Here is a 22,378-nt window from a genome sequence, read left to right as displayed (position 1 = left end):
ATAGAAAATAGTGAATATGCATAATTTGAAGATTATTCCTCAAATTTCGCTATCTACAATCTTAGATAAGGGGAATTAGCTCAGTTGGTAGAGCGCTGCGATCGCACCGCAGAGGTCAGGGATTCGAGTTCCCTATTCTCCATTAACCTCAAATTTATACAGGATAAGGATTTCAAGTCTTTTGAACCAGGAATTCTAGATACCTGTATTGTCAATAATTATAGCTGAAAATGTGGCAAATCTGGATAATCCTAGATAATTACTAGATAAAGATTATCTAGAATCGGGGCAAATATGCCACGCAAATCCAGCAAAGAATTAGTCAAGGTTCAGTCTAGCAACGGTAGGTTGAGACTGTATTGGTTATACGAAGGAAAAGCTTACTATCTATACTTAGGGCTACCAGATGGAGTTACAGCTCGTAACGTAGCTACCAGCAAAGCAGCTACTATCGCTAATGATATTATCAGCAACAACTTCGACCGCACTCTCAACAAGTACAAACCAGATGATCAAAGAACTGACCGTTTAAATGCGTCAGAGTTAATGGAACGATTTACCGACAGCAAACGTAGTTCTTTAGATACCCAAACACTGACTAAGTACAAAATCATTGCCGATCACCTAAGCGAAGTTTTCAAAAATAAGCTTGCACACGACATTAACGAAACACATGCTGAGAAGTTTAAGCAATTTCTTTTGGAACGACAAAAGCCGATTACAGTTCGCGATCGCTTATCAGTCTTAAAGTCATGTTGGAATTGGGCTATCAAACAGAAGATGCTTCCTGAAAGCAATACCAACCCTTGGGCTGAAGTCCTTTTGGGATTAAAGGTACCCCAAAAGGCTCGCCCAAAACCTTTTACTAAACAAGAATGTCTGGCAATTCTTGAAGGTTTTCGCAATCACCCACACTATTGCCACTATGCAGACTACGTGGAGTTCATGTTTTTGACTGGCTGTAGACCTGGAGAAGCAATCGGGCTACAGTGGAAGCACCTTTGGGACGATTGCTCTGTAATGTGGATCGGAGAATCCTTTGTCAGAGGAACACGTAAGGATACAAAAAATGAGAAGGCCAGATATGTCAAACTTTCTCAACGTGTACAGGAGATTTTGCTGAATCGGCGTGGATCGCAATGGGAAGACGAAGCTTTAGTTTTCCCAGCACCGAAAGGTGGCCCAATGAACGATAATAATTTTTGCAAACGAGTATGGAAAGCAATATTGCAATCAGTAAAAGTTCCATATCGAAAACCCTACACAACTCGTTCTACATTAATTTCCCATTGGCTTCAAAATGGTGAAAATCCTGTGGTGATTGCTCAGTCCACAGGGCACGATGTTAAAGTGCTCCTAGATTCATATGCTGGGATTGTAATTCACCAACCCAAAACTCACGATTTTCTTAGTTAGCTCGTTTCCTTGCTTGATTGCAAGGCAATGACTTGAGATAGTAATCTATAGCCCGTTGATGGGAAGTAGGATCTTGCTGGTTAGCAAGCCAGTCAGTTAACAACTCTACGTTATAGCGCTTATGTCCTCCAGGAAGAACAGAGAAATGTACTCCTGCGATTAGTAATCCTCTATTGATATACTCAGCCAGAGCTTTTGCAGAAATACCTAAACGCTCTTGAATTTTAGAGGTAGAGACGAAATGATACTCCATTGGTTGCATCAAAGGTAAACTCTATAATCGAATGCCAAATTTAGCCCCACGTTCAAAGTGAGATAATTTCAATACACAATGTCCCTATCCGGCAACGCTATGCGATGATGCTCCCGACACTTTGAGATGTAACTATCATTTAGACAAAAGGCACAACTTGAATCTCTTAAGTGAAGCTGTTGTAGATGAACCCTGCACTTTGCTTCATTTATACATAATTTATCTATTTTTTGACAATTTTTTTTGGATATAAAATAATTAGATTTTTCCCAAAATGTATATTATGCTTCAGCTTTGATTTTTTTAATACTTAAGCTCAATGATATTTATGTAATGTGAAACCTTTTAGAGAAGGTCTTAGGGCGATCAAGGATCACATATGCTTTTTCAAATTAAGTATTTAAAGGTATAAGTCATAACCGAACACTGAAATTTTAGGACATTCTAGTATCCTGAATTGCTAATTCATTAGTATCTTTCTGCAAATAGCTTTCAGCAATTATAGAAAATTAATTTGCTACCTATATCACTAAGATAAAAATAATACTGTTCATGTAAGATGTTTCATTATTTACACATTCAGATTGTAACCCGTATTTTTTCAAGATAGATTTTAGAATGAATTATTAATTAAATTTTGTTCTATTTTTAGATGAAGAATACAAGGTGGATATCCTTGCTCACAAGTATTAGGTAAGTTCTTGTTATATATATTTTTATTGTAAATTGGCAAAATCATCTTTGACAATTAACCACATAATAGTTTGTGTAGTTCTATTGAAAATAGTCTTATAAGTGTTTGTATAAAATGTATTAACTAAAAAATCAAAAATATAATTCATGCATCTATCCAAAGATAGGCCAAAAAATTATTAAGCCCAATTTATTCCTTTAGGTAGATTTGGAGAAAATTTAATCTAGGCAAAATCTTGTAATAAGTATTAAACGCAACAAAGAAAATCGTTCAATTATTTCTCATACAGGGAAGCATTCGTGTACTTAAGCACGACTACCGCACTGGGCAAACATTACTGAACACTCACACAATCAAATCATGATGAAGAGCAGAAAAATCCGTGCCCTGGCAGTACGCATTTTGATCACTGACAAAGGAATCTCCTTGCAGCATCGATTACTCAACTTGAAAAATTGTCTACCAACACCACTGAAGAATAGTTTTCGTTCAACCAGCTTAAGTATTCCGCAGTTACCCCTACTCACCCATCAAGATGGCGATGGTTTGAAAACCGTCGTTGCCAGAAACTGTTGTATCTTCACTAAACTGTCGTCAGAAAGTGACTGATTATATTGGCAAAAACGACTTTCTGAACATAAATATGTCAAGGCTGGCATCGCTACTATTCACCCAAGTCACCCAAATCCGACTTACTTAATAACTGCCTGCACCGACTGGCTTCTGCTGGCTAATGTTTCTACTGCCGCAGATGCTACTTGAGCTACAGCCTCTGTGGGGAGCGATCGCAATTTAGTAATAATCTGCTGTAGCGCATCATCAGAAGGCAAATCTCCTTTTACTAGGTAGGTTTGCAGTTCCGCCAGCGTCCATCCTTTTAAAGCTGCCAGCTTCTCAAGATTTCCAGTATCAGGGAAAGCCAAGCCAGATTCCCAGAAATTAACGCAAGATTTACTCACACCCAACTGTTGAGAGAAACGACGTTGTGATGTAGCACCTCGTAGCCCTTTAATGAGTTCCGCTAATCTTTCTGCCTTGGTTGCCATATTAAGATTTTATACTTTTTCGGTGTGATTTTAGTGTCAAAGCTAATCAGAGCGTACCTAATGCGGTAAATTACTAAGAATAAGTGTCCAAGCAATTAGACATATATGACTAAATAATCAGTCAGTCGAGATTTTTCCGTAGTTATAAAAAGTCGGATGCCTCGTTTTTGAGACTTATGAACTTTTTATACTAATTGCGTTTAACTATGCCAATCCATGAAACAGGACGTGGAAGGGCAACATTTTCATAGCTATTGGGTGAGAGAACTATCTCGATTTTACTTTACTACATCTGGCATTTCTGATGGCGTGAAGAGTAACTGGCATCAGGATTTTTGGCAATTCTTTACAAAATTAGGGTTTCTATGAGTGTGACTTCCCAACCCAATTCAATTTTTCAATCATTTGACCCCAACTCTCTAAAACCCCATCCGTTGTATTTGTCGATTTATGGAGAAGCAGAGGATGTTTCTGATGTGATGAGATTAATTCAAAACGCTCAGTACCCTAGACCGCTACTGATAACCATTGAAAATACCATCATTAACGGGCATCCTTATTGGAAAGCGGCACTGTTATTGGGTTGGAATCAGATTCCAGTAGAAATCAGAGACTTTCCTCATCGGGAAGCTGAATTGGAAGCACTGTTGTTAGAAAATGCCGCTCGCAAAAAGACAACCGAACAAAAAGTGCGTGAAGCCATTGCTTGGGAACGAATCGAAAAAGCGAAAGCGAAACAACGACAACAGATTGCAGCAGCTACTACTAATAAAAAATTAGGCAGGAGTGTACAAACAACGCTTCAGGAAAATTTTCCTGTATCGTCTCCAGGACAAACCCGCGATCAAGTAGCAAAACTTGTAGGTTTAGGTAGTGGTCGTAACTATTCCAAGGCTAAAAAGGTAGTCACAGCAATAGATCAGCTCCGACAACAAGGTAATGACAAATCCGCTCATGATTTACGAAAAGCCTTGAATGAGCAAAGTGTAGATGCAGCAACTAAGCTGATAAAAGCACATCCATCCCAAAGTGGAAAACAAACAGATGACCCTCTTAAACGCAGTTGTTGGAATTGTCAATTTTGCAGTAAAGAACAGGTGAAGGATAACCACAGCTTCTACTGCTATAAATTTGGTTTGTTGAGTTTTCTAGAGAAGGATGCTCAAACAAGGGGCGAGGAATGCCTTGGATGGCAATATCGGTGGAGTGACTCTGAAGGTTGTCAATCTATACCGAAGAACTCGTATTTCACTCTCACACTGCCATCACACTTACAAATAATGTTTGAGGACGCAGCCAGAGCATCAGGAATGACTTTGGTGGACTGGACTTGTCATCATCTTTTACAAGCTGCCCAATCGTCGAAAATACCCTTAGAAGTCTAAAAAATAGCTTTGAAAAAGAATACAGAAGTCAGGATAAAGGAATCAGAATCAATTAGCCCTGATATAAAACCCTTGCATTCATATATAATTCATGCCTTCATTCTGAGTCCTAACTCCTGTATTCGTTTCGATAAATTCCAAATTGAGCCAATTTCATCACAACAAAACTTCAGTTCTATGCTTTGGCTAGCTCAAGTTGCCGTATTCAAGAGCCGAAACTCATGCCAGGAACTCCGAAAAAAGGCAAGCATTCAAGCAAAAAAAATCCATGTCCTGTTTGTGGAAATACCACAGGAAGTTGTAAGTTGAATGACGATGGTAGCCTTTATTGCTATCATTCTCTTGGTGACTCTGCGCCATCCGGTTACATCTACATCCGAGAGCTATCAAGTGGGATGGGGCAAGAGTTTATTACACCATTGGTGGCAGATGAATTATTTAGAGCTGCAACAGAGCTTCAAAACCGAGGAAAGAAAGCATCCAGCACAGAGATAGCCCAGTTGACAGGGCTGCCTAATTCTTGGGCTAGAGCATTACAACAAGCTTACCCATCAAAGTTTAGAGAATGTAATGACTACAACTACCATCGCTCCAGAATTGTAGTGAAACCCAAACATCAGATGCATAACAATCAACGCCAAAATCATCCTCAACCTCAGATGAAAGTTCTGAGTGAAGAAGAACGAGACAAACACTACCGGGTGATATTGACACAACTACAACTAACAGATGCTCACCACAATCATTTAACTGATGTGCGGAGACTGAGTGAATTTATTGATTTTATCGGCTTTCGCTCCTGGGAAACCAAGCAAGTGGAACACATCAGTGCTAATTTACCAGGTGTGGTCGAACGCAATGGTTCATTGTATTTATATGGTCAACCAGGATTATTCCTGCCAATTTATAACGAGCTAAGACAAATCATCGCGTTCCAACTACTTCCAGATGACCGAAGTAGTGGTAAGTATAAATGGGGGTCGTCCACACCTGTGGACGGTAATGGCCCAAGGTTAGATAACGGGGAAATGCCATTGGCGTTCTGTCATCCTTTATCAATTCAACTATCCTCTATTGGTTTAGCCGAGGGAGTTTTAAAAGCCCACTCAGTAGCTTGTCATCTTCAGCAAATCATTATCGGTGCGCCAGGAGCCGCTTGGGACTGTAGCCCAAAGTTATTGAGACGTTACCTGGAAAACATTGCACAAAGTAGAAATATATCCTTATCAAAATTGGTGATTGATTTGTATGTTGATGCGGGTATGATTTCAAATCGGCAGATCATGCTCCGCTATTATGAGACGGTCAAGTTGTTGCAAAAGTGGGGATGTAAAATTCGAGTTGGTTGGTGGGAACAGTTAACCAAAGATAAACAGGATATTGATGACTTGATTATTCAAGGAGGTCGTCATCAGATCACTTATATTTCAGTTGATGAATGGATCTCGCTGTGGCCTGATAACATCCGCAATGATTTTTTGTATAAAAACGTACAATTTAATACTGCGGATTGGGTAGCACCAGTGCAACATCCAGATAGGTCAGAGTTGGGATATTGGAAGAAAATTAAAGCCTCTGGTGGCGATGTCAAATGGCAATGGATTCCCAAAGCGGGTTTTAGTTTTATTGTCGAGCGGGAACTAATTGGAACTAACAATGCTTTTGGCGGATTAGTTCTACAGGTAAAGCGCAGTTATGACTCAGCAAATGAACAAGATAGGGTAGTAGTTCCTGCTGAAGCACTGCATCGAGTTACAGATTTTATTAATTGTCTGTCGCGTTCCACTGGCAAGGTTTATCTTGTCAATAAGTTAAAGCCAGAAGAACTTCACCAATATTTGCACAAAGAACTGGCAGCTTATCGAGAGCGTGGAGGTAAAGGATATAAATTATCAGAACGTCTCGGTCGGCAATCAGATGGCACTTGGGTATTTCCCAATTGTCAAATTAGCGCAGATGGAAAAAAGCAAACAGAGGAACAATCTCTTTGGGTTCTCAATGAGGCATTGATTGCTAAAGAAAAAATTCCTATCCCCAAAATCAACACAGAACACGAAGCAGAAGTTCTACCACGCTTAGTTTCGGCAATGCGAAACTTCTTTGGCGAATCAGGGTTTATGAGTGCATTCTTTACCACAGCATTCTCTGTGGCTGGACTATTTTATGATGAAATTCAGGAAGCAGAAGGATTTTTTCCAGTTTTAGGGCTGTATGGAGATGCGGGAACTGGAAAAACAGTCGCTGCTGTGACGGCACTTTCACTTTTAGGTTTTGACCATCGAGCGAAAATTAATCAAACCTCAGAAAGTGCCTATCACGAACGATTTAAACTCATGGGTGGGTTAACCCAGTTTCTCGATGATCCTGATAAAACTCAAATTTCCTGGGTTTGCCAACAAATTAAAACCCAATTTGGTGGTGGGTCACGTTCTGTACGAGAAAATAACCAAGATCCCCATAGTCCCTTGATAGTGGCTTCCAATTATTCCATAGGTGATAATGACCCCATAATTCTTTCAAGGTTGATTCGGTTGGAGTTTGCAGGAAACCCAAATCCCCCAGCTTTCCCAGAATTAAGAGCGATTTCCCGAATGTGTTCATCTGCCTTACCTGATTTCATCAAGCTTGGTTATCACCAACAAGGAATTAAGGATTTGGAATCACAGCTAATTTCCAAGTTACCCACAGCACACGCCAGGTTAGCATCAAGTTTGGCATTGGTTGGTTACTATGCTTTTCGCTTGGCTGAACTATCTGGTGTGGTTTTAGCAGAGGAAGTTTGGGCTTATTTGAGTTATTTGTGTGGCGAAGCAAATGAGGATGAATCTAAAAAATCCTCACTGGATGATTTTATCGATAAACTTTTGGTATTGCGATCGCAAACAGAAGTTGGTGAGTGGAATTGTCGCTTAATTACCGAAGATGGCAACCCAGAAAACCATAATTATAAATCGCTGGCAGTTTACATCCACTCGGTCTGGCCTGTCATGTCCCGTTACTTTAAATCAGAGTTACCATACAGCCAAAAGATGATTCGACAGCAAATCCAAAAAGCCGGTGGAAAAACTTACAGCAAACAGAAGTTTCATTGCGACAAAGACTCTTCCATCGCTTATCAACGTTGTCAACTAAATGTTAGGGCTGATGTCAATGGAGAGATTATCGTACCTAAATCTCCACAGATGGCTACTCGCAGTTGCGTGGAAATTCCTATTGAGTTGCTTCAAGGGCGAATAAATAGTTTTGAGTTAGCTGGTCAAACAAATTTTTCAGTTGATTATGGCAATAGTCAAAACTTGGTTACTATTTCCAATGAGGCTACAAGTTAGTTAAAAACGCAAATAGTAACTGCTGGGATATTTATCATACAAGCATTATGTAACTGTCTCAACCATTAGTTACTCAATTTAAACTCAAGTAAGAAAATAATATTTGTAATCGAATCTGACAAATAAACACAGAGCGGAAATACTTATTATTATTCAAACTAGGAATACTGACAGTTGCTCCACTGAAGATTTTTCATGCTAATTTTGGAGATGTAGAAACGCTTTGTATTCTTCCTAGTTAGCTTTTAAATCCGGAGTGATCAATGCTTCAAAGCTATGAAGCCATTATTGAAAATGGTCAAGTTAAGTGGCTAACAGATGAGCCTAAAATATCTAAAGCTCGTGTAATCGTCACGATTCTTTCAGATACCACACCACAAGTATCACGCCGTACTCCCCCTGCCGCGATCGCGGGTAAAGGTAAAACGTTGGGCGATTTGGTTAGCCCCATCGTTGAGGAACAGGATTGTCCAGGTCTCAAATAATCGTCCTCGATACTCATATTTGGGTATGGTTCATCACTCAAGAGTTTGAGCGATTTCCTGCCCACTGGCGAGACATTATTGAAACTGCTCTTGTGGTAAGTATTTCACCCCTATCATGCTATGAAGTTGCCTTGGCACAACAACGGGGACGACTAGAACTACCCTGCGCTGCCGAACAATGGTTTCAGGATGCTTTGGAGCCATCTGGAATTGTATTGCTGCCGATAACTGCTGAGATTGCCTACAAAGCAGTCAGCTTATCTCCTGTCCACAAAGATCCATTTGATCGCTTGATTATCGCCACAGCACTTGTTTATCAAGCGAAACTAGCTAGTATTGATGGCTTATTTACTCAGTATTCAGAACTCGATACATACTTGATGAAGTAGGCGATCTAATCGTATCCACAATTTTGAGATTCTATCGTTTACTAAAATTTTGCTATCAAAGAATAATCTGGTATTTTTTGTATTTGTTTACTATTGAAATAGTAATCATAGTAACCAAGTAAAACGAAAGCCCAAAACCTTTTAACAATGAATATTTCATTGGTTACTATTAATCAATTTTTAAATATTTAAGTTACTTGAATTACAGTAATATAGACAAAGAAGATATATTTCTATGTATGCTACGGATATTCGCTAGTAAATTTTCATCAAATTAATTACGTAATAATATACATTTTAAAGACAAAACTATACTCAAAAACTTTTTTTTGGGCATCTATACACAAACTAAAAGTTAATATTTTGACTTAATAAATCAATTATTGAATCGTATAAACATATGAGTTAAATATCCGGCAATTGGTTGATGTAAATTCAATCAATCGAAAGTTAATTATGGATATAGAATTTTTTTTATTCCTATGCTCTCGAAACCGTCTAAAGATTGTGAATTACGTCAAAGAAATCACGCTCGTTCATCTAGATTAATCCTGACGGCAACTACCACAACAATCATAGATGTAGTCATTAACCCAAGTTTGATTGGAATTACGACATTGGCTATTTCGACATTGGGAACGAGCGCAATATTTTTTCGGCGCGAGTTGGACGGTTTATTCAATACAATCGCCAAATTTTCTGGAAAATACAAAATAACTTCATCTGCATTAACAGTTTTGGGTGCATTTCTACTATTAGATGCTCTTTCCACAACCGCACAAGCACAATTTTTCCAAAATGCAGAAACTTGGATGACAGAGCAATTTACAGGTGCCCAAGAAGCAATTACTTTATCGTTTAACGTCCTACGAGGATTATTCATCCTGTACTTAGGAATTTCTTTGGTACGTGTTATCCAAGCAGCTCGTCAGGATGAAGATTGGCAAAATTTAGCCAGGACACCAATGATTATTTTGATTGCGGTGACTATGGGGGATATTCTGGCAAATTTAATTATTGGCGGTGGTACTGGAACCTGAACTAAAACTGGAGGATAAAAAAATGGAGGAAAAATCAAAATACCGTAAAGTTAATAGTACAGTGGGAAAAGTACCAAATATCGGAATATTCCCCGCAGATCAATTAATCCCTTGGGCAATAATTTGTGGAATTTCTTACTACTTAGCACATGGGCTATTTCGACTGAATTGGGTTTGGACTTGTGCAGCAGCAGCTTGGGGAATAGCAACTTGGTGGATACTTACAGCCAATGGCGCTTGGCATATTTTATCTAAATTTGTTGCAACTCCCCATTGGACGCGAGTGCGTGTGAGATATCAGAAAATATTGGATTTAAAGGAGTACTCAACCAAATCAAACGGTAGAAAATAATGAGCAATAAAGTTGGTAAACGCATACTTAGATTAACACCTCTTGAAGATTCATTTTCACTAGTTACAATGTTGCAAATTAATCTACAAGGGCGTTCAATTGGTGCTTATCTTCTACGCAAAGGAGTTGATAACTTCCTAATTCAATTTGGGTTTGAATGTACGGGTATTCATTCCACACTACGCAGCGAACAAATTGATCCAGTTTTTGATGCAATTGAATCGGGATTAAAAGATTTACCATCCTCTGAACGTTTAACCATCCATCTTAGTTCGTTTACCAACGATACATCACGACAGCAACAACTTAAGAATTTGAGCGATATTGCTCCTACCAAAGAACTGCAATATCTCTTGATGGGAGAACGATGCCGGACGCAACAATTAACAATTCAAGGAGTTCGCAAACCGAAAAAACTACATCTTTATTGCACCTACACAGTTGAAACCAACAGCACTGGTACAAGCGATGCGCTTGAAAAAGCTCTATCCAAATTAGAGCGTTCTTGGAAATCATTTACAGGAGAAATCAACGAACTACAATTTATCGCCATCGAACGCCTAATACACGCATCTTTTACCGATGGATTCCAACTATGGGAACAATTAATATCCAATAAAATGGGGCTAGATATCCGCCCAATAAATGCTGATAAACTTTGGTCAGAACTTTGGCAGCGATTTAACAACACACCACCCCGTCCAATTCCCCAACTTTTAATTCTCGATGAAAACGGACTGCGAGAGGAAATTTACTCAGATGTCGCCCCCACATCTTTCCTCATGGAGTCCGAATCATCCATCCCCATTGCAGATAGACGTTGGGTGCATCTCAAAGAAAAATACATTGCCGCCCTTACTTTTGTAAATAAACCCGGTGGTTGGGTGGATAAAGAACGACAAATGCATTATTTATGGGAGGTTTTATCAAGAGAAAGAGTTTACGACACCGAGATTTACTGTCAGTTGATGCGAGCTTCGGAAACGTTGGTAAAAACCAATATGCAGCGTTTAACGAAACAGGCAAATACATCAGCCGCACTTGCACAGAATAAAAACTCAGTTGACGTAAAATCACTACTCAACATCAAAAAATCTGTTGCGGCTCAAGAAGAACTTTATGAAGGTGCTGTTCCCATTCACGTAGCGACAGTATTTTTGGTATATCGCAAAACCCGCGAACAATTAGACGAAGCTTGTCGTTACTTACAATCCTGTTTTCTGAGTCCAGCTTGGGTTATCAGAGAAACCGAATATCCCTGGCGAATCTGGTTGCAAACTTTGCCGATAGTTTGGGAACGCTTGATGACTGCGCCTTTTAATCGCAGGTTAGTTTACTTAAGTGGCGAAGTACCAGGATTGATGCCACTGGTGCGAACCAAAGCTTGGGATAGTAGCGGTTTTGAATTAATCGCAGAAGAAGGAGGAACACCAGTATTTCTCGATTTGTACAACCAACACAAAAACTTGGGATTATTTGCTACCACCCGTGCAGGTAAAAGTGTTTTGGCATCAGGGATTCTTACGCAAGCCTTAGCGCACGGAATGCCTGTAGTAGCAATAGATTACCCAAAACCAGATGGAACTAGCACTTTTACTGACTACACTCGATTTATGGGTAAGGATGGTGCATATTTCGATATTGGTAAAGAGTCGAGTAATCTGTTCGAGTTGCCGAATTTACGCTCCTTGCCTACAAAATTGCAGCAAGAAAGGTTTGAAGATTATAAGGATTTTTTGGCCACAGCATTACTGGCAATGGTTGTAGGTAATCATGGTAGTGCCTCCTCACAAGTGCTGACAAATACTGTCCGTTCGATTATTGCTTTGGCTTTGAAAGCATTTTTTGGGGATGAATTAATCCGCGATCGCTATGCGGCTGCATACACTAACGGCTTTGGCTCGGACGAATGGTCTGCAATGCCGACATTGCATGATTTCTTGAGTTTCTGCTCCCACGAACGTTTACGGTTAGATTCCCTGAGTGGGGATACCAAAGCCGCTTTGGAAACCATACGGTTAAGGTTAAGATTCTGGCTTTCTAGTCGTGTAGGACAAGCGTTAGCACAACCATCTACCTTCCGCAGTGATGCTCATTTACTCATCTTTGCACTGCGTAATTTATCGAACGATCAAGATGCAGCCATTTTGAGTCTTAGTGCTTACAGTGCGGCATTACGACGAGCTTTAGCATCTCCGGCAAGCATCTTTTTCATTGATGAAAGCCCAATTTTATTTGAATTTGATGCGATCGCAGCTTTGGTTGGTAGGCTTTGTGCTAATGGTGCAAAAGCCGGAATCAGAGTAATTTTATCCGCCCAAGACCCCGATACGATCGCAAAATCTCCATCAGGTTCCAAGATTTTTCAAAACTTAACCACTCGACTTATCGGACGTATTCAACCGACTGCTGTTGATAGTTTTTCAAGCATTTTGAAGTATCCCCAGGAGATTATTTCTCGTAATGCCACAGAAAGTTTCTTTCCTAAAAAGGAGGGTTTTTATTCACAATGGCTGCTGGATGATAACGGAATATTTACTTTTTGTCGTTATTATCCAGCATTTAATTTATTAGCGGTAGTGGCAAATAATCCTTCTGAGCAAGAGCAGAGAACACAAGCATTGTCGAAGTATCCAGATAAATTTGTTGCTTTGACAGAGCTTTCTAGGCAACTAGTAAAAACAAAGTAGTTCAGAGTATGAACAAGCTCAAAAAATTGACAATAAGCATAGTTGGTATAGCCATAATATCAACAATTGGCGTTTCAAGTTCTGATGCATTAGAGATATCGAATCCCCTAGCAAAAGTATTTGAGCAATGGCAAGAGCAATTAAGCTCTCTAGATAAATATATTGACTCAGTAGTCTCTGGCAAATTAGGTAATTTATCAGAATCTTTGCAGGGAGATTTGCAAGTAGCAGTTAATGAATCTGTTGGCACATTAGGTTTACCTTCAGCAACAGAAGTAAGAGAAAAAGTTGAGGAAATAGCCGCTAATGACGATAATGCAGTTAATAGTGTTGACAAAGTAACCAATGAAATTGACCGTCAAATTACTCGTGCATCTGCGGATACAACTTTGAGTAAACAAGGTCAACAAATTACAAAACAGCAAGTTGAAAAAACCCAAACTTCGATTGAACAGGTTAAAGCTAATGCAAATGCTGCTCAAGCTGAAGTTGTCACTCAAAATGTAATGAAGCGAATTGCTCAACAAAATACTCAAATGGCAGCAATTTTAGGGGTGATGCGAACTGATGGTTTGAAATTAAAGCAATCGCAAGATTTAGCTAACTTGAACTTAACTAATATCTCTCGCTCATTGGATGGTCAAAATCAAGTACATCAGAAAGAAACTGTAGGTCAGGGATTTAATAATTTGAGAACTGCGTCGCAAGCTCGATTATTTTAGTTGAAGATCACCCGGATGTTCTACTATTTTTTGAAATACGGACTAATCCTTTCTCAAACTCAAGTTCCAAATCCAGGACAAGCAGCTTCCACAATTACCGAAGATGGGGTAGCGGCTAGTGAGGCTGTTGCTAAGTCAATTGATAAGCTATGGAACGATGTTTTAAGTGGAGGATTGTATAGTGCGATCGCAAATCTGGGAGTATTCTTCGCCATTGGCACGTTGCTAATTTTCATCGTCCAATGGACAAGAGAAATGGTTGATGGTGATAACTCCAAGGCTTTGGAGGAAATGATTTGGCCCATCGTAGTCATCGTTCTACTTGCCAACAATGCTCAACCATTAGCCGCCGCTACCCAAGGACTTAGAGGAATCATTAACCAAACGAATCAAACTCTTTTAGCTTCTACATCTGCTTCTATCCAGTTGCAAGAAGCTTATCAGCAAGTCATGCTCAAGACGGGAAAGGGAGATGCTATCCAATCATTGATCGCTCAATGTAATGCGATCGCTGACCCAACACAACAAGCCCAATGTCTTCAAAATGCTTCCACGCAAGCTAAAGACATAGAATCCCAGCTAGATAACGACAATCGCCCCGATTGGCTCAAGGGTATCAGCAATTTTTTCAACACCAACATTTTTCAGCTAACAGTGCGGGGTTGGTTACTAGCATTGGCGATCGCTTTTCAATGGATAGTCGAAGTTTGTCTGTTACTGACTGCCCTATTAGGCCCGCTAGCAGTAGGAGGTTCATTACTCCCAGTCGGGAATAAAGCAATTTTTGCATGGTTAACTGGGTTCTTTTCAGTCGGAATGATTAAGCTTTGTTTCAATATTATTTCTGGTTTGGTCGCCACAATAGTGCTGAATGCTAACAACAATGACCCAATGATTTTTGCTTTTGCAATTGGTATTCTCGCCCCAATTTTATCTGTAGTTTTAGCTGCGGGTGGAGGAATGGCAATTTTTAGAAGTTTCTCCAGTCTGGCGAGTTTTGGGCTTTCTTCAGTTGTGATGAGGATAGTTAATAAATCCTGAAATGTTGTTTATGACTATTTTAGATTCAGAGTCTACACAAAAAAATCGATTGCGATTTTTAAATCGCGCGTCAAAAACTGTTTCAACTGGTGATACATTAGCATTATTTGCTTTAGGTACTTTTGGATTACACCTCATTACTTTTTTGGTACTTTTATTATTGTATGGTTCCTATTCACAGTTAAATAAAAAAGCACCTCCAAGTTTAGTACAACTAGAGACAGGAAAATCTATTAAAGTTGCTCCTCTTGATAGCCTAGAACGCACTCCTCAAGTAATTCTGCGTTTTGTTTCTGACACAATGACTTTGATGATGAATTGGTCGGGAACACTACCACATACTACTGTTGAAGAAGCAGCTAAACCAAAACCTGACCCCGGTGTAAATATTGGCAACAGAGAATTTAGAGATAGTAAGATTACATCAGCAGCATGGCAAGCATCTTATGCCTTATCAGAAGATTTCCGTAAAGAGTTTTTAAAAGTGCTGGCTGTAATTACACCATCAGGAGTTTTTCAAGGCAAGACACAAGTAGTTTTAGTCCCACTTTCAATTCAATCACCAATAAAAATCTCCGAGGGTAAATGGAAAGTAAAAATGGTTGCTAACCTGACAGTTTTTGCTCAGAATAGCAATTTAGGAGAAATAATTCCATTTAATAAAGAAATATTTATTAGGGCAGTTGTCCCACCAGAATCGCCAAATCAAGTTGAGGGTTTAGCAGCAGGAATTTACCAGGTGCGTGCGAGTGGCTTAGAAATTTATGCGATTCGGGATTTAGCACAGGAGAATTTGTAATGCAGGAGAATAATGTAACCCAAAGCTATGAGTCAGATACAAATTGGGATGAGTCCAGCCTTGCTCAATTACTTGGTTTTCATCATCAAAGTCAGCTAGAGAATTCAATCTCCTCTGCTGAAGAAATATCTGTTGGCAGTGAAGTTGCGGAGACTGAAAGTGAGGAATCTATTCAAAATGCAATTGCAACTCATGAACTATTTGATGACCCCCAAATAGGTAAAACTCAGCCCACATTCTACGGTAATCCCTTTGCAAAGTTTGGCGCAGTTGGATTGGTGATGCTTGTGGTATTTGGTGCTGGAGCAACTATTTTAAATAGCATTATGTTTGGTAAACCCAGAGTAGCACCAACAATTGCTAATCAAGAAGCTGACAAACCAAAAGTAGAAATGGCTGATAACGCAAATCTTCAAGAAACAGAAACAGGAAAGCTCAAAGCAGAATTAGCTTTAGGCAGTCAAGCAGAAAAAATGCAATCGCTCTTGCGTTCTAAAAGCCTTAAAACAACAATTCAACGCAAAGTTTCTCACAGGAATGATTCAAACAACCGGATTAATCGAGTTTCTGACGCAGAAGTACGCCCAGCGCAGGTTTCTTCTGTTCGTAACCCAATACAAGAAAGCAGCAGATATGATTTGCCTCATGTTGCTTCTGTTCCTAGATTTCAAGCCACCGTAGGTGCAGCACCTCCAAACAAAAAAGAATCTGTTGACCCAATAGAGGAATGGGAAAAAATTAGTCGCTTGGGCAGTTATGGTCATACAGAAATTGCATCTATAACTAACGAGCTAGCAAACGTTAAAACTTTGGATACTATAGCCAATAAACAACCGACTTCATCAATAAAAATTCCTCGTGCTACCTTAGTTTCAACAGCATCTACTCAGAATATTGAACCGGAACCCTTGTATACAGAAGAAGCAGCAGTTATCAATGGCGAACCGATACAACAATTACAAGTTGGTGCCTCTGCATCTGGAAAGTTAGTAACTCCGCTAATTTGGAGTAAACATTCAACTAATAACTCTTCTAACAAATCACCAACTACAACAGAAAATGAAAAATTTATTATCCAACTTATTGAACCTTTAACGAAAGAAGATGGTTTGATTGCTTTACCAAAAGGTTCTCAAATTGTTGCTCAAGTTACTGATATTCAAAAATCAGGACTTGTTCAACTCGAAGCAACACAGGTTTTAATTGATAGTCAGGAATATCTGCTCCCACCACGAGCAATTAGTATTCGTGGTAATTCCGGTCAACCTTTAATCGCATCGAAATGGAGTGACAAAGGTGGAGAAATTGCTTCCCGTGATGCTGAAACATTTATAGTAGGTTCCCTTGCCAAAGTCGGTAAGGTATTAAATCAACCCAAATCTCAACAAATATCAACATCTAGTGGGTTAGGTGGTACAAATACTTTTTCTTCTATCAGTGGAGGTAGCGAAAATATTTTGGGCGCAGTTTTAGAAGGTGGATTTGAACCGCTCACTCAACAAATTCTTCAGCGCAATCAACAAGCACTTGCAGAAATTCAGCAACGAGAAGAAGTGTGGTACATCCCTGCTGGTACAGATATTCAAGTCTTTGTTAATCAATCATTTCAGTTGTAAACACTTTTAGTTATGAAGGCTTTTTTACAAAATTTGAGTGTTATTTCGACTGTTCTGACTTTTACTGTTTTTTGGCAATCAGCGAGAGGTGAAAATTATTTAAAAAAAGGAGTGAGGAATATTTCACAAGATATAGCGACTGGTAACAGTAGTAATATACCTCTGATTGAATTGTCATCCGGATATGGGGTGAATATTTCATTTATCAAGAGTGGCGAGATAGTCGAGAAAGTTTGGCTGGATAATCCGGCTTTCGCTTCATTAGATGTCGATGGTTGTCTATCAGGTTTAGCACAGGAGTGCGAACAATCAGGTGCAACTGTACTGCATTTACGGCGAATCAATCCGCTTACAATACCACAACTACCCAAGACAAATAGCAGCTTGCTAACGGTAATTACAAAGGGTAACTCTGGACGAAGAGTTTATGTATTTCGCGTAGCAATGGGCGATAGAGATCCTAAGTATCACACCATTGAAGTTACGCCAAGTTTAAGAGAAGAAACTGAAATCAGAAATTTTCCTAGCGCCAGGAATATCACAAATCTACAGATGATTAGTTCGGGGCTAGAAATTGCCCAGCAACAACGTTTAATTTTACCTAACTCTCGCTTACAAAGAAGAGTTAAAAGTTTTTTGATATTAATGAAGTCGGGATATTTAATCAATGATGCTGCCCGTAGAAGTGGAATTTCCTTACGCTTAGTCAATCGCTTAATCGAGCTAGGAAGTAAGTCTCAAATCGGTACTTTACGCTAGATATTTAACATTTATCCGAAAAATATTTATTCAAAAGCAATGAAATTATCAAATAAGTATTTGGCATTGATGCCAGGATTAAGCCTAGCAATATTAATCTTTATTGCAATTATCATTATATGGCAGCAGCAAGGCATATCGAAACAACCAGAGATTCCCACAATATCTTGGCAAAATACCCGTTTACCAGATTGGAACCAAATTACTTTTTCTAAAATGCCAGCAATTAACGAATCTGGCTCATTTCAAACACCTCCAGGAGTGACAGAAAAATTGGGATATAACCCCTCTCGTAGTTGGAATGCAGGACAAAAGCCTGATTCATTTACAATGCTAGGTGATTTTCAAGATTCTTTCCAACTCCAAAAGTTTTCACTTACCGATATCGCCCAAATTGTTGACTTGGATTTACAAAAACTGAACTTAGAAAGCTTTGGTGTGATAAATTTTCAAACTTTAGAAAGTTTGGTGAAAGCTATTCCTAATTTAAAAGAATTTCATGTTTCCGAAGTTAAATCTGTTCTTGATTTACTTGATCAATACTTATCCAATTCCTTCGATACCAATCAAACCATAGGAAATTTACTACAACAATCTCCTCACTTGGGTAAATTAAGTTTATCATCATTGAATTTAAAATCTTACAACCTGAATTCAATTCCTGGATTATCCACAACTCCCATTGGTAGTTTTGAAAAATGGCAAGGAATTTACATTGATGAAATTCCTGGACTAGCAAAAGTACCATTTTCCCAATTCCCCAATCCCATCAACCCTGTAGGTACGGAAGTCGGAATAGTTGATATTGCTTTTGGTACTGACGAACAGAAACTCAATCGCACTATTTCCGGGAGCGATATAGAAGGTTTTGCTGTACCATGCGATCAAGATTGCGCCCATACTGAATTATCTGGTTCACCTGCTGTTAACGGTAAAGCTTGGGTTAGCGGGAAGTATCAGTTAGTCAAGGGTGGTAAAGGTATATTGGGTTCTGTTAATGGTGGAAAAGAACCCACAGGGAGACAACCTTTTGGTGATGCGTTCAAGGTGGCTATATGGGATATCTCGGAAGTTGATGGAATGATTTCCCAAGTGTTATTCTTCCGGGTTTGTATGCGGAATAATTTTGTTGATTTGGGATGTACACCCTACTTTATTGGCCCTGTTCCCTTCATGAGCTATAGGGAGAAAGAACCGATATTTTTAGGTGCTATTGATGAGAATAAAAATTCTGTCTCTACTCCCACAGGATTAAAAAGTAGTGGATTTACTTTTAATAAGTCTCCGATAACATCTGGAAATGCGCTATCTAATTTAATACCAGCAGCGAAAGGTGATTGTAAAAAGCTTCATTCATCAGGTATTAATATTGATGCTTTGAGCAATGCACTGTTGAGTACTGAAGATAACTACAACGCTGTGGGTAGTTATGTTTGTGACTCGAATGGTAATTGCGGTCGAGCGCTGGGTGCAATGCAATTGATGTCCTATCGTTCTGATGTAAGGAAGATTATATCAAGTAAATCTGGTGGGTCACAATTCCTCACCAAGTTGGATACAGGTAAAGAAGTGACTGGTGAGGAAATGATGCATTACTTTTCACCCACCGAGCAGCAATCTTTAATTGAAATTGAAAGTAATAACTTATTATCAACAGCATCACAACAAATTGACCCATCTACAGGCAAGCCTTTTAGTGGAAGCAGATTAATTAAACGTGCTGCTCAAATGCATTTTGCTGGTGTGGGTATTCCTGCTGATGAGTTAGTTAGTGATGTTAAGGAAGAAAATTCAGTCAAAGAATATGGCAATAACGTAGCTCATAAATATTCAAAAGCTATGGAATCAATGGGCTGCTTAAAATAATTTTTGTTGGGTAGTTAGCTAACTATGTCAAAACAATCGAGAATTTATAATTCAAAAACATTGATGATTTTGATTATAGGTTTGGCTTTATTGACCACAATAATAGTTCTTTACTCGTTGGTATTGAACATGAAATCTTCGTCAAACAAAAGTTATGCACCTACTTGGAAACCTGCCAAAGAGATTGTGAATGCACCCCTATTTAAAAAAGTGCTAGCTCATGCTTCTACAAATAAGCTTGATGATCAAGCTGTAAAAGTAATACCAATTAGCTCTAGTGATGGTATTCATGTATTTGTATTTGATTTTCATGCGCCTCAAATTTGCGGTGCAGGTGGGTGTTTGTATCAGGTTTATCACGAATCTGGAAAACTACTTTTGCAAGTCATGGCTAATCCTCACTTACCACCAAAAGAAGATTTGATTAGGGTTTCAAGCCGCGATATACAAGTTTTTCCTTGCTTAATTTTTACCCAGACAACAGACATGGAAAATATAGTATCTCGTACTGATTATTGTTTTGATTCTGGTCGATACACGCGCTTTGGCGAGACGTGGACGGGTATTGGTTCATTAGGAAATTAAAACTATGAGTAATTATTTCCAAGTACAGCAAGTAAAATCTGCGCCAGTCCAAAGTTTGCAGATAGAAAAATTGGCAGACTTAATGAAATCACAATCTGGATTAATATTACTGGGTTGTTTTGCAGTAGTGGCTATTTTTCAAGTTTTATCAGGCAGAAATTCTAAAGGTAAAGTTGCCACTAGTTATTGGGGTGGGAGTCGTGAAAAATCATTAGCTGCACGTCAAGCGAAAAAGCAAATAAGTAAGCCAACTCGTAATTCTGTCGCATTGTATGTTGGTACTCCTCGTGACATCAGAATTACTCTTCAAAAACAATGGTATGAGGCTGGGTTACTCAAAACCAAACCAACATTTTACAAGCAATTCATTTCCCCCAATTCAACTTTATATGTACCTGATGCTCAGAGGGGAATAGCCGTTATTGGTGCAGCTGGTTCTGGTAAAACCTTCTCCGTAATAGACCCACTAATTCGTAGTGCTTTTGACCAGGGTTTTCCCATGTTACTGTACGATTTCAAATTTCCAGCACAAACTAAACGGGCTGTAGCTTATGCAATGAAACGCGGTTACACTGTGAGAATATTCGCGCCGGGGTTCCCTGAGAGCGAAACTTGCAATCCGTTGGACTTGTTGAGGGATGAGGAAGATGCGATCGCAGCAGGACAACTCACTCAAGTCATCTCCCGCAACTTTGATCGCGGGGGAAATGCTAGCAGTGATAAGTTTTTCGAGGAAGCTGGAGATAGCTTAGTTGAGGGAATTTTACTCGTTACTAAAGCGGTAAAAGCTCTGACTGGTGAGGGTAATTACTGTGACTTGATGATGGCGCAGGCGATTTTATCTTTACCTAATTTGCCAGCAAGATTAGAAGCTACTTCAAAGAATAAGTTGAAAGTCTGGACTTCGCGCCCACTTTCCCAGTTAATCAGTGTTAAGGATTCAGAAAAGACTGCTGCATCAATTATTGGAACTGCTCAAAGGATGTTTCAACGTTTTCTCAAACGTGATTTTGTTGGTGCTTTTTGTGGAAAGACTACACTACCACTAGATTTAGATGGTAAGCAATTAATTATTTTCGGACTGGATCGGAATAATCGAGATATTGTCAGCCCTCTGCTGGCTGCAATTTTACACATGATTGTGACGCGCAATATTACCCGTACTAGACCGCGTAAAGATCCTTTGATAGTTGCATTGGATGAATTGCCAACGTTTTATTTACCAGCGCTTGTCAACTGGTTAAATGAAGGACGCGAAGATGGTTTTGTTGGTATTTTGGGATATCAAAACATTGCCCAGCTGGAGAAAGTTTATGGAAAGGAATTAGCAAGGGCAATTTTAGGAGGTACAGCAACCAAATTTATTTTCAATCCCCAAGATCCAGAATCTGCGAAGTTATTCAGCGATTATCTGGGAGAGATGGAAATCAAGTTTAGTTCTAAATCCCGCAGTATTGGCAAAGGCGGAGGTTCTCGCAGTTCTAACGAACATCACCAAAAGCGACATTTATTTGAACCCGCACAGTTCGCCAAGATGGGTACGGGTAGGGCAGTAATCATCAACCCTGCATACACTCGTGGCACAGAAGCTTATATTCCTCTGCTACAAAAGGTTAAGGTTCCTTCATCTGATATTGATGAGATGAACTGGTCAGAGGCAAAGTGGGATTTTGTGCGATCGCGCCTGATCCAAAACAATTCCATACAAATTACTGACTCAGAGCGATCGCAACAATTTCAGGAAAGGCAAGAACTAGCACAGAAATTATTTCCTATACCCGAACATACTGGGGATTTACCTTCACCAGAAGAACTAGCTAACGTATTTTAGATGGTTAAGAAAATGCGAAAGACACAAGTTAATTGGAGTCCACAAGTTTTCTCGATATTATCAAATTATCCTCAGTGGCA

The 22,378-nt window shown here is 39.2% G+C and carries 19 protein-coding genes and 1 tRNA gene; 18 read left to right on the top strand and 2 right to left on the bottom strand.

What is annotated here, in order from left to right:
- Positions 1 to 69 precede the first annotated feature (69 nt).
- Positions 70 to 142, top strand: a tRNA-Ala gene (locus HG267_RS13730).
- 152 nt (positions 143 to 294) lie between these two features.
- Positions 295 to 1,416, top strand: coding sequence for a tyrosine-type recombinase/integrase (locus HG267_RS13725; RefSeq protein ID WP_045872489.1), 1,122 nt, complete (start codon positions 295 to 297; stop codon positions 1,414 to 1,416).
- On the opposite strand, the gene HG267_RS13720 is transcribed toward HG267_RS13725, so the two are convergent.
- Entirely contained in the window at positions 1,409 to 1,678 is a 270-nt protein-coding gene (locus HG267_RS13720; protein WP_052335319.1) for a hypothetical protein, read from the bottom strand. The genes HG267_RS13725 and HG267_RS13720 overlap by 8 nt on opposite strands.
- A 1,045-nt stretch (positions 1,679 to 2,723) precedes the next feature.
- Here HG267_RS13720 and HG267_RS13715 point away from each other — a divergent pair.
- Entirely contained in the window at positions 2,724 to 2,972 is a 249-nt protein-coding gene (locus HG267_RS13715; protein WP_155539465.1) for a hypothetical protein, read from the top strand.
- A gap of 83 nt (positions 2,973 to 3,055) precedes the next feature.
- On the opposite strand, the gene HG267_RS13710 is transcribed toward HG267_RS13715, so the two are convergent.
- Positions 3,056 to 3,409: a helix-turn-helix domain-containing protein gene (locus HG267_RS13710; RefSeq protein WP_045872487.1), complete on the bottom strand. Its 354-nt coding sequence runs from the start codon at positions 3,407 to 3,409 to the stop codon at positions 3,056 to 3,058.
- 365 nt (positions 3,410 to 3,774) lie between these two features.
- Between HG267_RS13710 and HG267_RS13705 the strand changes: the two genes are divergently transcribed.
- The 15 genes from HG267_RS13705 (at position 3,775) to HG267_RS13635 (ending at position 22,298) form a co-directional block, all read left to right on the top strand.
- A complete protein-coding gene (locus tag HG267_RS13705) occupies positions 3,775 to 4,794 on the top strand; it encodes a ParB N-terminal domain-containing protein (RefSeq protein ID WP_052335318.1) in 1,020 nt (339 codons plus the stop codon).
- Between the two features lie 221 nt (positions 4,795 to 5,015).
- Positions 5,016 to 8,123 carry a hypothetical protein gene (locus tag HG267_RS13700; RefSeq protein ID WP_168161010.1) on the top strand — a complete coding sequence of 1,036 codons (3,108 nt, stop codon included), beginning with the start codon at positions 5,016 to 5,018 and terminating at the stop codon, positions 8,121 to 8,123.
- Positions 8,124 to 8,386: 263 nt separating this feature from the next.
- Complete coding sequence (locus HG267_RS13695) at positions 8,387 to 8,608, top strand: hypothetical protein (RefSeq protein ID WP_045872485.1); 222 nt, start codon at positions 8,387 to 8,389, stop codon at positions 8,606 to 8,608.
- Positions 8,590 to 8,997, top strand: a complete 408-nt coding sequence (locus HG267_RS13690) for a type II toxin-antitoxin system VapC family toxin (protein ID WP_045872484.1) — start codon at positions 8,590 to 8,592, stop codon at positions 8,995 to 8,997. Before HG267_RS13695 ends, HG267_RS13690 begins: the two co-directional genes overlap by 19 nt.
- A 482-nt stretch (positions 8,998 to 9,479) precedes the next feature.
- Positions 9,480 to 10,037 carry a hypothetical protein gene (locus tag HG267_RS13685; protein ID WP_045872483.1) on the top strand — a complete coding sequence of 186 codons (558 nt, stop codon included), beginning with the start codon at positions 9,480 to 9,482 and terminating at the stop codon, positions 10,035 to 10,037.
- Between the two features lie 22 nt (positions 10,038 to 10,059).
- Entirely contained in the window at positions 10,060 to 10,389 is a 330-nt protein-coding gene (locus tag HG267_RS13680; protein WP_045872710.1) for a hypothetical protein, read from the top strand.
- Positions 10,389 to 13,079, top strand: a complete 2,691-nt coding sequence (locus HG267_RS13675; RefSeq protein WP_045872482.1) for a hypothetical protein — start codon at positions 10,389 to 10,391, stop codon at positions 13,077 to 13,079. Before HG267_RS13680 ends, HG267_RS13675 begins: the two co-directional genes overlap by 1 nt.
- Before the next feature lie 8 nt (positions 13,080 to 13,087).
- Positions 13,088 to 13,801 (top strand): hypothetical protein, encoded by a 714-nt coding sequence (locus HG267_RS13670; RefSeq protein WP_045872481.1) that lies wholly within the window; start codon positions 13,088 to 13,090, stop codon positions 13,799 to 13,801.
- A 15-nt stretch (positions 13,802 to 13,816) separates the two neighbouring features.
- Positions 13,817 to 14,842, top strand: coding sequence for a hypothetical protein (locus HG267_RS13665; protein ID WP_045872480.1), 1,026 nt, complete (start codon positions 13,817 to 13,819; stop codon positions 14,840 to 14,842).
- Positions 14,843 to 14,852: 10 nt separating this feature from the next.
- Complete coding sequence (locus tag HG267_RS13660; RefSeq protein ID WP_045872709.1) at positions 14,853 to 15,641, top strand: hypothetical protein; 789 nt, start codon at positions 14,853 to 14,855, stop codon at positions 15,639 to 15,641.
- Positions 15,641 to 17,257, top strand: coding sequence for a TrbI/VirB10 family protein (locus tag HG267_RS13655; RefSeq protein WP_045872479.1), 1,617 nt, complete (start codon positions 15,641 to 15,643; stop codon positions 17,255 to 17,257). The genes HG267_RS13660 and HG267_RS13655 overlap by 1 nt, the downstream gene beginning before the upstream one ends.
- A 111-nt stretch (positions 17,258 to 17,368) precedes the next feature.
- Positions 17,369 to 18,016, top strand: coding sequence for a hypothetical protein (locus tag HG267_RS13650; RefSeq protein ID WP_235623097.1), 648 nt, complete (start codon positions 17,369 to 17,371; stop codon positions 18,014 to 18,016).
- Positions 18,017 to 18,055: 39 nt separating this feature from the next.
- The gene (locus tag HG267_RS13645) at positions 18,056 to 19,882 is read left to right on the top strand and encodes a hypothetical protein (RefSeq protein WP_052335317.1); all 1,827 of its coding nucleotides are present in this window, start codon (positions 18,056 to 18,058) and stop codon (positions 19,880 to 19,882) included.
- A 24-nt stretch (positions 19,883 to 19,906) separates the two neighbouring features.
- Positions 19,907 to 20,467, top strand: coding sequence for a hypothetical protein (locus HG267_RS13640; RefSeq protein WP_155539461.1), 561 nt, complete (start codon positions 19,907 to 19,909; stop codon positions 20,465 to 20,467).
- Between the two features lie 4 nt (positions 20,468 to 20,471).
- Entirely contained in the window at positions 20,472 to 22,298 is a 1,827-nt protein-coding gene (locus tag HG267_RS13635) for a type IV secretory system conjugative DNA transfer family protein (protein ID WP_045872476.1), read from the top strand.
- Positions 22,299 to 22,378 lie beyond the last annotated feature (80 nt).

Source organism: Tolypothrix sp. PCC 7601 (assembly GCF_025677855.1).
GTDB classification, from domain to species: domain Bacteria; phylum Cyanobacteriota; class Cyanobacteriia; order Cyanobacteriales; family Nostocaceae; genus Aulosira; species Aulosira diplosiphon.
The sequence above is the reverse complement of the archived record's forward strand: the minus strand, read 5'-3'. Positions and strand labels throughout refer to the sequence as shown.

What these genes read in the sequence shown, in the direction of transcription:
- HG267_RS13705 (WP_052335318.1), top strand. Translation starts at nt 3,775, where the DNA reads ATGAGTGTGACTTCCCAACCCAATTCAATTTTTCAATCATTTGACCCC.
- HG267_RS13715 (WP_155539465.1), top strand. Translation starts at nt 2,724, where the DNA reads ATGATGAAGAGCAGAAAAATCCGTGCCCTGGCAGTACGCATTTTGATC.
- HG267_RS13725 (WP_045872489.1), top strand. Translation starts at nt 295, where the DNA reads ATGCCACGCAAATCCAGCAAAGAATTAGTCAAGGTTCAGTCTAGCAAC.
- HG267_RS13675 (WP_045872482.1), top strand. Translation starts at nt 10,389, where the DNA reads ATGAGCAATAAAGTTGGTAAACGCATACTTAGATTAACACCTCTTGAA.
- HG267_RS13645 (WP_052335317.1), top strand. Translation starts at nt 18,056, where the DNA reads ATGAAATTATCAAATAAGTATTTGGCATTGATGCCAGGATTAAGCCTA.
- HG267_RS13660 (WP_045872709.1), top strand. Translation starts at nt 14,853, where the DNA reads ATGACTATTTTAGATTCAGAGTCTACACAAAAAAATCGATTGCGATTT.
- HG267_RS13680 (WP_045872710.1), top strand. Translation starts at nt 10,060, where the DNA reads ATGGAGGAAAAATCAAAATACCGTAAAGTTAATAGTACAGTGGGAAAA.
- HG267_RS13655 (WP_045872479.1), top strand. Translation starts at nt 15,641, where the DNA reads ATGCAGGAGAATAATGTAACCCAAAGCTATGAGTCAGATACAAATTGG.
- HG267_RS13665 (WP_045872480.1), top strand. Translation starts at nt 13,817, where the DNA reads ATGTTCTACTATTTTTTGAAATACGGACTAATCCTTTCTCAAACTCAA.
- HG267_RS13635 (WP_045872476.1), top strand. Translation starts at nt 20,472, where the DNA reads ATGAGTAATTATTTCCAAGTACAGCAAGTAAAATCTGCGCCAGTCCAA.
- HG267_RS13670 (WP_045872481.1), top strand. Translation starts at nt 13,088, where the DNA reads ATGAACAAGCTCAAAAAATTGACAATAAGCATAGTTGGTATAGCCATA.
- HG267_RS13710 (WP_045872487.1), bottom strand. Translation starts at nt 3,409, where the DNA reads ATGGCAACCAAGGCAGAAAGATTAGCGGAACTCATTAAAGGGCTACGA.
- HG267_RS13720 (WP_052335319.1), bottom strand. Translation starts at nt 1,678, where the DNA reads ATGCAACCAATGGAGTATCATTTCGTCTCTACCTCTAAAATTCAAGAG.
- HG267_RS13695 (WP_045872485.1), top strand. Translation starts at nt 8,387, where the DNA reads ATGCTTCAAAGCTATGAAGCCATTATTGAAAATGGTCAAGTTAAGTGG.
- HG267_RS13685 (WP_045872483.1), top strand. Translation starts at nt 9,480, where the DNA reads ATGCTCTCGAAACCGTCTAAAGATTGTGAATTACGTCAAAGAAATCAC.
- HG267_RS13700 (WP_168161010.1), top strand. Translation starts at nt 5,016, where the DNA reads ATGCCAGGAACTCCGAAAAAAGGCAAGCATTCAAGCAAAAAAAATCCA.
- HG267_RS13640 (WP_155539461.1), top strand. Translation starts at nt 19,907, where the DNA reads ATGTCAAAACAATCGAGAATTTATAATTCAAAAACATTGATGATTTTG.